5 protein-coding genes and 1 pseudogene are annotated in these 11,889 nt (G+C 59.8%); 1 reads left to right on the top strand and 5 read right to left on the bottom strand.

What is annotated here, in order from left to right; translation table 11 throughout:
- Window positions 1-94 precede the first annotated feature (94 nt).
- On the bottom strand, window positions 95-400 hold the full coding sequence (locus AC07S6_RS24540) for a hypothetical protein (RefSeq protein WP_003187486.1): 306 nt from the start codon (window positions 398-400) through the stop codon (window positions 95-97).
- A 169-nt stretch (window positions 401-569) separates the two neighbouring features.
- Here AC07S6_RS24540 and AC07S6_RS24545 point away from each other — a divergent pair.
- A pseudogene (locus AC07S6_RS24545) lies at window positions 570-734 on the top strand (IS4 family transposase); the annotation flags it as partial.
- A 35-nt stretch (window positions 735-769) separates the two neighbouring features.
- Here the strand turns inward: AC07S6_RS24545 and comJ are convergent.
- The 4 genes from comJ to pgaD all read right to left on the bottom strand — a co-directional run bounded on the left by comJ (window position 770) and on the right by pgaD (window position 11,887).
- The gene (gene comJ / locus AC07S6_RS24550; protein WP_003187485.1) at window positions 770-1,243 is read right to left on the bottom strand and encodes a competence protein ComJ; all 474 of its coding nucleotides are present in this window, start codon (window positions 1,241-1,243) and stop codon (window positions 770-772) included.
- Complete coding sequence (locus AC07S6_RS24555) at window positions 1,243-9,165, bottom strand: two-partner secretion domain-containing protein (protein ID WP_495113228.1); 7,923 nt, start codon at window positions 9,163-9,165, stop codon at window positions 1,243-1,245. The genes comJ and AC07S6_RS24555 overlap by 1 nt, the downstream gene beginning before the upstream one ends.
- 30 nt (window positions 9,166-9,195) lie before the next feature.
- Window positions 9,196-10,917, bottom strand: a complete 1,722-nt coding sequence (locus tag AC07S6_RS24560) for a ShlB/FhaC/HecB family hemolysin secretion/activation protein (RefSeq protein ID WP_495113229.1) — start codon at window positions 10,915-10,917, stop codon at window positions 9,196-9,198.
- A 493-nt stretch (window positions 10,918-11,410) separates the two neighbouring features.
- Window positions 11,411-11,887, bottom strand: a complete 477-nt coding sequence (pgaD, locus tag AC07S6_RS24565) for a poly-beta-1,6-N-acetyl-D-glucosamine biosynthesis protein PgaD (protein ID WP_495113230.1) — start codon at window positions 11,885-11,887, stop codon at window positions 11,411-11,413.
- Window positions 11,888-11,889 lie beyond the last annotated feature (2 nt).

An 11,889-nucleotide genomic window follows, 5' to 3' on the forward strand; every position in this document is an offset into this window, starting at 1 on the left:
TAATACAAATAGACCCACCCCTTTTATATAACCCTCTTTGACACAAACCAAATGGACAATCAATCACACTCAAACATTAATTTCACACTTTTACTCACGGATAAACGAAATTCGTCTTTACTTGCCCACCAACATCGTAACTCATCACAAAAGAACTCCAGTTCTCACCCCGCGATGCTGCGCTAGCCTTCAACTCCTTAATTAATCGATACAAAACAGCACCATTGAAATCAGTTTGCGGCTGCTCATTTCCCACCCCATTTTTCTCAATGGTGACTTCTTCAACCATGTATCTATCGCACAACTCAGCTTCATACCTGAATGCATCATAATCTTCAACAATTCCTGACTGAAGCAATTCAAAAATACTTTTAACAATTTCTATATCTTTGGTAATCATTATTTATGCTCCTGTATTCTGCGAGCTTCATTTTCGGAGAATAAAGGGATAGATTTATTTAATACGCTTATCCCAGTACAAATTTAAATAAATCTGTCCCCTTTTTCGCTTCCAATTATGCCTCGCGATGCAGCAGTACGGTGCCGACGAACAAGACGATGGGGTACCGAATTTACTCAGGTTGATCGCCAGGAAACGTGTCGGAAACCGGCCGGGACGGATTGAGCCTCGCGCCATAAAACGAAGGCCCAAGCCTTACCCGATGCTGATGCAGACGCGCTCGGCGGCTAGGACCGAGGTCAGGAGAAATGGACACCCGAAGAAGGTTAAGTAAGTGCCATTCAAATCCGCCCCCATTTCTCCGAAATTTTATCCCGCAGGAACCGCATCGATATCAAACTCACCTTGCTCGTCAATTTCGGCGTCTGCTCTCAACACCTCAAAATCGCAGCCCCCTAAATTCAAATGGACATTTATTTCATACACTCCACTTGAGGAGGGTCTTATAAATTCGACCTGAAGAGAATAATCTCCTTCAGGCAGTTCTAGAGGAACCGTACTCGAAATACTACCAACCTCAATATTTCTATCTCTCACCGCGAAGGGAACTTTAAAGGCCCGAACCACGTCTGCGCTTATAGCGGGCACTTGTTCGTTAATGAAAAGGCTAATTATATGGTCCCCTTCGTCAATCAAAGCTCTAAAAGAAACACTCCCTAACCTCCACGCAAATCCTTGCGCATAACTACGATCACTCCAATCATTATACGGCTGATCAAGCGAACTCAAAAACACGCAAAATTGCGAATAAGACAAATATATACTTTCTCTAAACCTAGCCATTAGTCCACCACCTTAATTCTGACTTTCTCGCCATCGGGCAGTCCGCGACATGCATTACCTATACATGCGCCAGCCCCCATATTATCTTTCGGGCTTATGGGTCTAACACTCGCTCCAGTCCCACCCTCTTTAAACATTGCCGGTGGATACTCATCTAACTGTTTCCCAGGGACCTTAGGAAGACCACCAATTGAGTCCTTTCTGTTCCCGGGAGCACCAGGCCTATCAATTGTTAATACATCAGGATGACCGGCGTTTTGCGCATCTGAAATATGCTCTGCCGCTTCCCCATATTTCCCCCGGGATATTAATATTTCCTTTGACACTAACGGTACTTCAGGAGACGCAGTTTCACCCTGAGTAGCCTTCCCTTTCCCTCCCCCAGAGCGAGACGGTAATGCTACTCCGACTCCAGCCTTTATAGCCTCTGCACCCAGCTTAACCAATGCTCCGCCACCTGCGGAGCTGATATCTGCTGCAATTTTGCTAGAAGCGTCGAGATTGTTCCCTATCACGAAACCTACAGCGGAGGCAGCGCCACCCTGCTTTTCGGATCTAAGCTTACCTACCAGATCGACAAGTTTCTGATCATCGTTCGCCAGGGAAGTTGCAATACCTCGGCAGCGTTGAGGATCGCGTGCGCAAAGCGCATCCAACTCGTCATTTCTCTGCTGATCAAGTTCCGCATAGCGCTGCCTGACCTCACGCTTCTCTTGCTCCGTAGTCTTGCTATCTACCTCCCGAAGCATTTCCTCGACTTCTTCGTGGTAAAGATAGTTAAACGTCGTTGCCTTCTGAGCAATCTGAGAGCCCTTGTCCAAATCTCCGTCGACAGCCGCTGCCGCTAGCAAGCCTGTCAGTTGTGAAAGCATCAGCGTGATGTCGTCATTGCCTTGAGCAGCCCACACCAACTGATTGATGAGCGCCTCATTCAGCCCGGCAGCGGCAGCCCCGGTTTTGAAATCGCTACCTGTGGCTTCAGCCAGCAATCCACCCATCAAAGCATGCGCAATAATCTTTTGAGGGCTGCCATTGGGGAAGGTGACGTAATCACCCACCCAATTAAAACCGGTAGCCATTGCAACGTTGCCAGCCTCTCCCAACAAGGCCGCATTGAAGTTGTCGCCGAAGCTTCCCCCTTGAACGGCCGTCGATATTCCGCTAGAGATTACCGCCCGGCCACCGGTACGCAGCGCGATATCGCCTGCTGACGTCCAGGTGAAAATATCTTTGGAGGAGTTTGTAACCGCCAAGGTTGAACCCGTACTCGGGGTAACACCTTGGACTGTGCTTGTACTTGTGCCTGCACCTGCGCCATCAGCACCAGCGAACCAATTAGTGTCGGCATACTCAAGAGCCCCCGCCGTAAACCCGGCGACTGCTGCGCTTTTCAGGCTATTGGCGCTGACCGTTTCCTTAAGCGCTGCACCCAAATTGCCTTTGTTGTTGATGGTGCTAGTGACTGCCGTCGTACTCAGGCTGGTGCTCACCGCAAGGGTGGCTCCCTGCAACCCGAATCCTACCGGCCCCATGATCGCCGCCATCATGATCGCAATCGCAATCTTGGCACCGGCGCCCAACCCTGAGTTGTCGTACTTGAAGCTCTCGTGAATCTCCTTTACCTGGTGCCAATCAATGTCGCCACGTGCCTCAGCTTGCTTGAGCCAGGCCAAATTAGGATCAGCCTTGACCATCGCATCAACGGTCTGGCTTACAGTCTGCTGATCGACCTGTTTGACGTCGATACGAATGCCTTCGGCGGCCTTGATGACAAGCTGTCCTTGGGCAACCAACTCGCTCTGACGCAAGGTTTCGTCTGTATTACCTTTGCCCTTAGCGCTGAACCACGAGAGGTCGCTTTTGCTCTTAGTGTGGCTCTCATCGTGCAGGTCCTTGACGCCTTCAAAGACAATTGCACCACCGCTATCAAGGATGATGTCCTTGCCGCTATTAAGCTTCGCAACTTGATACAGCTGGTCGCCGTCGCTTTTAAGGACTAGGTTGCCACCTGTCTTGATCTCGGTCCCTACCTGGGTGGTGCGGGTCACTTCATCCATCTGCGCCTTTTTAGCGCCCCAGCTTCCCTTCTCCTTCATGTCATACAACGTATGCGTACTGTTCTCAGCCGCCAACAAACTCAACTTATCCCCGCTATACAGATAAGCCTCATTCCCCGCACTGATCCTGCTCGCCACGATCGTGGTGTCACGCCCGGCCTGGCTGACAAAATCCCCACCCGCCGTCAGTACGCTCGCCACTTGAGTGGTCTGGTCGTCCGAAGTCTTGATGCGTTTTTTGCCGTCCTTTTCCTTGCCCTCGACGTTGTGCATGTCGCTGACCGAGGCGACGTTGAGGTCGCGGCCGGCGGCGATGGTGAGGTCTTTGCCGGCGGTGGCGGTGCTGCCGATGATGTTGACGTCTTGCCCGGCCTGCATGTTGAGGTTGCCGCCCGCCGTGACGCTGGCGGCGAGGTTTTTGACGTCGGTGGTGATGCTGGATTTCTCGCCGCCGTCTCGGGTCTCGTGTTTGACGCTGGTGTCGCTGGCGGCGATGAGGTTGAGGTCGCGGCCGGCGGTTAAGTTGGCGTCGTTACCAGCGGTGAGTGCGCCTCGGTTGGTGAGGTCGCGGCCGGCGTCGATGGCGAGGTTTTCGCGGGCGACGATGGTGCCGGCGCTGGTGTCGGTGAGGGTGCGCATACCGGCGCCGTCACGCACCTGGATGGCGGTGGTCTCGTTGGTGATGTCGCCTTTGAGCGCCGTGAGGCTGACTTGTTTGCCGCGGATTTCGCCGGCCATGGCGTTGCGGATGCTGTCTTGGGCCAGCAGGCTGAGGTTGTTGCCGGCTTCGACCAGGCCGCCGGTGTAGATACTGCCGCTGCTGATGGCGGAGAGGTTGTTGCTGGCGCGCAGGGTGCCGACGTTGATCAGGTCGCCGCCGGTGACCAGGTTGAGGTCGCGGCCCTGGATGAGGCTGTTGCCGCGCACGTTGCGCGAGTCGGCCTGGGCCAGGTACAGCACCGGCACGAGCACGGTCTGGCCGTCGATGACGCGGTTTTCCATCCACACGATGTCGTGGGTCAGGGCGCCGACTTGCTGGTCGGTGAGGGCCACGCCCAGGCTCAGGCGCAGGGCGTCTTTGCTGGCAAGGCCGTTGTCCATCAGGTAGCGGAACTGGTCGGCGTCGCTGTACAGGCCGCCGGCGAGGAAGCGTTGGCCGGTTTGCGCGAGCACGGCGTCACGGATCAGGCGGGTTTCGTACTGGCCGTCACCGAGGCGGCGCCAGGCGTCGTCGGAGGTGTAGCCGAGCTTGCCGAGCATGTAGTCGGAGCTGAGGAAGCCTGATACGGAGGTGAACTCGGGGTTGGTCTCGATCAGGTAATGGCTGGTGGGGTCGGCGTTCTTGACGAACAGGCCGTACTCGCCCTTGGGCAATTGGAAGGTGGGCGAGGTGGTGGGGTCGACCGGGGCGAAGGCGGTGCCGGTGTAGTCCACGGGCACGAAGCCGCCACCAGGGGCCACGCCTACCACGGGCAATACGCTGCCGGGCGCCTGGGCGCTCGGGTCGTTGGCGTGTTTGCTCAGGTTGATGTTGATGCCGCCGACGGGGATGCCGGTCTGGTCGTCGCCGAGGGTGCCGGTCAACTGGGCCAGGGTGTTGTTGTGCAACGTGCCGTTTTGCAGGGTGCGGGCGACGTTGAGGTTGACCGTGCCGCCCGCTTGCAGGGTGGCGTCGTAGCCGGGGCCGCTGTTGTTGGTCCAGGTGGTGACGTCACTTGCGTAGGCGAACGGCAGGCTGTTGGGTGAGCGGCTTTTGAGTTCTTCGAAGCGCGCCTTGTCGAAATTCCCAGCCGCCGTGGCCGCATTGAACGCGGGTACGTCGACATATTGCATGCGTTCAAACAAATCGTCGGAGACGTGACCTGGCGTGCCGATGACAAGCTTGCGCTGGCCCGTGCGCGTGGCGGCGCCCTGGTTGAGCAGGTCACCGGCGGTGATGCTCAGGTCGCCATTGGCGGCCATCAGGCTGTAGCGGTTCTGCACGTTGTCGCCTTGCAGCAGCATGTTTTTGCCCGCCACCAGGCGCGCCGCTACCGAGTCCTTGGTCGCCGCCTCGAGGTACGTTTCGTAGATGGTGATCTCGCCACGTTCCCAGTTGTCGCTCTCGCCGCAGTGCTGGCCACAGATCCAACTCAAGCTGCCGGTGGTCAGCGTTTGCCCGAGTTCGAATTCATCTTTGGCGTTTTCGATAAAGCCCGCATTGATGCCGATCGAGCCTTCGCTTTCCACGGTGCCGGAGCGGTTGCTGAACAGCACGGCACGCCCGCCATCGCGGGCGGCGAAGCTCAGGTTGCCTTTGCTGTAGACATCGCCATAGCTGTTGCTGAAGCCATTGCTGCGCAAGGTCATGTCGCCGCCGCTGAACAGCAGCGTGTCGGCGGCATTGGTGATGCCGTTGACTGCGGTGAGGTTCACTGCGCCCTGGGCACCGAGGGTGCCACGGTTGTTGATTTGCGCGGCGGCGATGTCCAGTTGCTGGCGGGCGGTGAGGAAGCCGAGGTTGTCCAGGGCGCCGCCCAGGGTCAGGCGCGCATTGGTGGCTGCCAGGCGGCCGCCGTTCTGGCTGAGGTTGTTGGCGACGACGGTGAGTGTTTGCAGGGCCGAGACGCGGCCGCTGTTGGTGATATCGCCGGTGGTGATGCTGATGTCACCGTCGCTGAGCAGTTCGCCGCCGTTGTCCAGGCTGGCCACGGTGAGGATCAGGCCCTTGGCGCTGGCCATGCGGTCACCGGCCTTGAGGGCCAGCCCTTGGGCGCTCTTGTAGGTGAGCACGTCGTTGAGTTGCACGCGGCCCAGGCCGTCGACCTTGCCGAATGCCCAGTCGGCGCTGCCCATGCCCTGGATATTGCCCTGGCTGCCTTCGAGGCTGGCGGTGTTGAGGTGGAACAGGCCGGTGCCGGCGTGTTGCAGCATGCCGCTCTGGTTGTTGAGGCTGGCGGCGTCAAGGCTGAAGGCCTGGCTGCCAAATTCGAGGGTGCCGTTCTGGTTGTTCAGCGCGCCGCTGAGGTTGAGTTTGCTGCTGGCGCCGCCCAGTGCACGCAGTTGGCCGTTGGCGCTGTTGTCCAGGCTGCCGCCGGTGAGGGCCAGGCCCTGGTTGGCTTCGATCAGGCCGCCCTGGTTGGTGAGCGTGTCGCGTGAGGTCAGGTTGAGCTGGTTGCCGCTGATCTGGCCGCCCGCGCTGTTGTCGAGGCTGGCGCCGCTGACGGTCACTTGTTCTTTACCGAACAGTTTGCCGCCACGGTTGGCAAGGGCTTCTACGGTCAGTTGCAGGTTACCGACCAGGCTGGCCATCAGGCCGCCGCTGGCGTTGTCGACGCTGTTGGCGGTGACGCTCAGGCTGTCGCCCTGCACGGTGCCGCCCTGGTTATCCAGGCGGGTGGTGTTCAGTTCGGTGAGGGCGCCGCCGCTGAGGATCAGGCCCTTGCGGTTGCTCACATCCTGGCCGCTGTAGCTCAGGCCTTCGGCGCCGGCCAGCAGTTGCCCGTTGTCGTTGTTCAGGTGCTGGGCGGCGATGTCCAGGCGCTTGCCGCGCAGGGTGCCGCCGTCGTTGTTGAGGGTGGTGAGCTGCTTGACCAGCACGCTGCGTTCGCCCGCGTCGATCTGGCCGCCGACGTTGGTGAGCAGGTCGCTGACCTTGAGCACCACGTCGCCGCCGTCGCTGACCAGCGCGCCTTTGTTGCTGTTGGTGAAGGTCTGCGCGGTGACGTCGACGGTCTGGCCCAGCAGGATGCCGGCGCTGTTGTCCAAGCGCTCGCCTTGCAGTTGCAGCAGGACCTCGCTCTGGATGCGGCCCTGGGCGTTGAGCAACTGGCCCGGGCCTTTGAGCAGCAGGCTTACGCCCAGGGCACCACCGGCCAGCAGGCCGGCGTTGCGGTTGTCGAGGCCCGAGGCGCGCACGTCGAGGTGGTCACCCAACACGCGCCCGGCGCGGTTGTCGATGTCGCCGCCGGCCACGTCGAGCAGCAGTTGCTTGCCGACGATCGTGCCGCCCTGGTTATCCAGGTTGGCGGCGTGCAGTTCGATATCGCCCTGCCCGGCCTGCAAGCGGCCCTGGGCGTTGTTGAGCTGTTGTGCGGCGGTGAGGGTGAGCTTGCCGGTGTCGGCGCTCAGTACGCCGCCTGCGTTGCTGCTGAGGGTGCCGGCCGTAACGTTCAGATCGGTGCTGGCCTGGGCGAAACCCTGATTGTTGTTGAAGGTGTTGGAAACGGCGAGGTTGAGCGCGCCACCGTCGGCCTGGATCAGGCCCTTGAGGCTGTTGTCGAGGTTGCTGGCAGTAACGGTCGCGGTTTTGGCCACCAGCACGCCGTTCTGGTTGTTCAGGTTACCGGCGTTGACGGTCAGGTCGTTGGCGATGACTTGCCCGCCGCTGTTGTTCAGGTTGGCGCTGGTGAGCACCAGGCTGCCACCGGCCATTTCGATACGGCCCTGGCGGTTGTCCAGAGAGGCGCTGTTGAGCGTGGCGGCCTGGCCTTCGCCGAAGCGGATCAGGCCGCCGAGGTTGACGATGGCCGGCGAGTTGATCGCCAGGCTCTGCTCACCGAACAGGCGCGCAGTGGCGCCCTGATTGGTGAGCTTGGCGCTGCTGACCTCGACGGTCTTGGCCTGAATAATCGCGCCCTGGTTGGTCAGCGCTTGCGCGGCGGTGATCGCCAGTGCACGGCTGGCCAACAGGTTGCCGCTGGTGGTGACGGTTTGCGCGTTCACCACCAGATCGCCGGTGGTGTTGCGGCTGTTATCAGCGGCGACGCCGGCTTCGATGATGCCCGGGTTGTTCACGCTGGCCGCGTTGATCTCGATGCGCTGGCCGGCGGCGATGCTCTTGCGGTTGACCAAAGCCTGGGCGCTGGTGACCTGCACGTTGCCGTTGGCGTAGACCTTGTCGGTGAGGTCGACGTTTTGCGCGGTGACCTTGACGTTACCGGTGGCCGCCGCCTGCGCCATGCTGAGGCGCCCGTTGGCGTCGAGCTGAATATCGCCACCACTGGCGGCCAGGGTGCCGTCGAGCTTCACGCCCACACCGGCCTCGGTGCCCACCAGTTTGATCGCGCCGGCATACATGCCGCCCAGGGCCGACGAGTCGATTGCCAACTCGGGCTTGGCGCTGCCGTCATCGGCACGGGCGGTGGTTTTCAGGCTTTGTGCGTCGACATCGTTGCGCCCGGCGATCACGTTGAGTTCGCGGGCGTTGATTTGTGCGTTGATCTTGGCCGAGCGGGTGATGATATCGAAGCGTTCGACATTGCTGGCGTTCAAGCCCTGGCCGTCGATGGTCACGGCGCCGCCATCCACTTCATAGCGCTGCAATTGGCCGCTGGCGTCGAGCACCGGTTTGCCGGTGGTGAGGGTGACGTTGGGGGTGTTGATAAAGCCGCAACCGCTGCACGTCACGCCGTACGGGTTGGCGACGATGACCTTGGCCGACTGCCCCGCCACTTCGGTGTAGCCGCGCAACTGGCTGGGGCTGCCGCCGTTGACTTCGTTGAGGATGACGTTCGCCGCGCCGCCCTTGAGGTTGGGGTTGCCGACAATGATCCCGCCCAGTTGGGTGTTGACCATGGCGCCGTTGCCATTGTTGAGGATCACGCCGTTGGGGCCGACGTTGTAGTCCTTGAACTGGTTATGGGACAGGCCCGCGCCATTGGGGGTGGCGATGTTGACCACCGGCACGCCATTGCCCGCCGCGCCCACGGTGGTGCCCGGAGCACTGACCACGATGCCCTCAGCCTGGGCCAGCAGCGGCTGCCAGAACAATGCGTTGGCGAGGATCAACGCCAGCCCGCGCTTGGGCAGGCCGAAGAACGCGTCCCGGCGCTTCAGGGCGGCAGAAGGTTGGCGGGCCAGGAAGGCGAATTGGCGAACATCCATTGTCAGGCTCTCATGCAGCGGGGCGTTGAATTACAGGAAAAAATCCATGCGGAAGTAGATCGGCGCTTCGCGCTCGGTCACCACACCGGGTCTTTCTAACGAATGGGCAAAGGTCACGCTGGTGCTGACGTGTTTGCCACGGGCGAACAGCTCCAGGGAGTTGCTGGACACCCGGCCATGAACGTTGTCGTTGTAGCGGTCGTTGCGGATCACGCCTTGGTCGTAGCCGACACTGGCGCCGTACTCGGCGAAGGCCGGGCGCATCCAGTCGAGGGTCACCGGGCGCGCCCAGCGCACTTCGTTGCGCCAGTAGCCGCCGCTGTCGCCGGTCAGCAACTGGTCCTTGAAACCGCGCACCGAGGCCGAGCCGCCGAGGCTCATGCGCTGGGGCGAAAACAGAATGTCTTCGCTGCGTTGGCCGGTGGCCAAACTGCTGAAGCTGAACGACTCGCCCCACAGGCTGAACGGTTGCAGGTAGCTGACGGTGGCGGTGTATTTGCGGTAGCGCGAATTGGGCTGGCGCCGACCGAGCGGGTCACGCTCGTCTTGAGACTGGGCGTCGAGCAGGCCGATGCCGCTTTGCATGCCCAGGTCCAGGTTGACGAAGGCACTGCCGATGCGCCGACCGTGGTTGACGCCCAGTTGCAGTTCGCTGAGGCGGTTGCTGCTGGCCTCGGTGCGTGCGTCGAGGATGTAGTTGTTGGTGCGCAGGTGCGCCAGGCCGACGTTGACCGAGGTCTTGCTCACATCGTCGCGATGGATCACCCGCTCGGCGCGCAGTTGGTGGTTCTGGTTGTCGCCGTCCTGCTTGAATTTGAAGCCGTCGGTCACGCCGTAGGTGCGGTAGTCGCTCTCGCTGTAGGTGTAGCTGAAGTTCCACCAGCCCCAGGGCAGGTTGTAGTAGAGCATGGTGTTTTTCGAGGTTTTCTGGTGGTCGCTGATGGCGTCATGGCCGCCGCGCAGCATCAGTTGGTCACCCAGGCCCAGTGGGCTGTCCCACTCAAGGCCAGCGCCCCATTGCTGTTCGCCGGTGCTTTTCTGCCCGTCGTTGTTGCGCGACAGGCTGGCACGCCAGGGCTTTTGCGCGGTGTTCTTGACCACCACGTCGCTGCCGCCGATTTGCTTGCCGGGGGTGAGTTCCATCTGCGCTTGTTTGGACGGCAGGCGGTTGAGCTGGTCCACCAGTTGCTCGATTTCACGCAGGTTCAATGCTTCACCGACTTTGCCGGGAAAGGCCATGGCCAGTTCGCGGTCGGTCACCGTGCTGCCTTCGGCGCTGCGCAACGCTTCGAGTTTGCCTTCCACCACCAGCACTTGCAGATGGCCGGTGGAGAGGTCTTGCTGCGGCAGGTAGGCACGGCTGGTGACGCGGCCTTTGCCGAGGTAGTAGTCGGTGATGGTTTTGAGCAGGTCGTTCAGCTGGGACACGCCCAGGCACTGGCCGATGTAGGGCTTGAGCAAGCGCTCGCGGTCGGGCGCCGGAAGGCTGTCGGCGCCTTTGAGTTCGATGGTTTTGATCGGGAAGCAACGGGTGTCGGCAGGGGTTGCCGGGGCTTGGGGTTTGTTCGCTTTGCCGGGCAGGTCCTGCAGCTCCTGGAGGCGCCGCTGCTGCTCTTCGAGCAGGCGGTTCTGCCGGTCGCGGATCAAGTCCTGATCGCCAGGCGTGGGGGCGGCGGATGCACTGTTCAGGCTCAGGCAGGTGAGCAGGAACGTGCAGAGAAGAAACCGAGTCCGTGGCAATAACGAAGACATGTTCGATCCATCGAAAATCAAGGGCCGCGAAACTAACATCGAACTTCCAGCTCGCCTAGAAACGGGCGAAGTGGGGCCGCTCGACTGATTAGCTTTCCAACCTGTTGATTACTAATAATAATTTTTCATCAAAAGAGCTTAAGTCGGGCACTTGCAGTAATTATTCCGACAAGCGGCAACTGTTTTGATGGCGATTCGACGAATGACTTTCCGACTGCCATTACTTAGCCATCAGTTGTTCGTCGAGTTAGGTTAGTACCGGAGAAGGGGGAAAAGTTCGCGGGGGTTTTGTGAATTGGATCCCATTTATCGGAATTCCAACAAGAGAAGTGAACCACTGCACGCTATGGGTGGAAATACTACCTGTGGGAGCGGGCTTGCCCGCGAAGACGGTATGTCAGTCACTGCAACTCTTACTGCACTACCGCTTTCGCAGGCAAGCCCGCTCCCACATTGGAGCTTCAATTGCTTTGAGCATTGCGTTCACTTACCTCTAGCCAATGCCCTTGTCTTTGTCGGGTACCAGAGCCAGGCCGGGGCGTTCGACGTCGCGGGAGACGTGGGATTTCACTTCTTCGACGCCGCCCTCTTCATCGTTGTGAATCACCAGCACGCCGGGGCGGCGCAGTTGTTCCAGGTCGCCATCGCCCAAGTTGAAGCTTTCACTCAAGTGCTGGTCGCTCAGCGCATTGGCCTCGGCGCGGCGCTGAGCGAATTTGCGCCCGCGATGCTGCTGATAGCGCGCCCAACTGATCAGGATCAGCGCATTGAACAGCGCGATCCACAGGTAAACCTGCAAGGTGTTGAGCGCAGCAAAGATAGGCGCCTCGATGCGTGGGCCGCCGTGGGTTTCAAGCATGGCGCTGATGCCTCGCGCCAGCAGCCAGATCAACCCACCCCAGGCCAGCAGGGTCAGCAGCACATCGACGATCCACATCAGTGTGTTTTGGCGAGTTCTGACCAGTTTCATGA

It is taken from the genome of Pseudomonas sp. GW821-FHT07B01 (assembly GCF_059419065.1).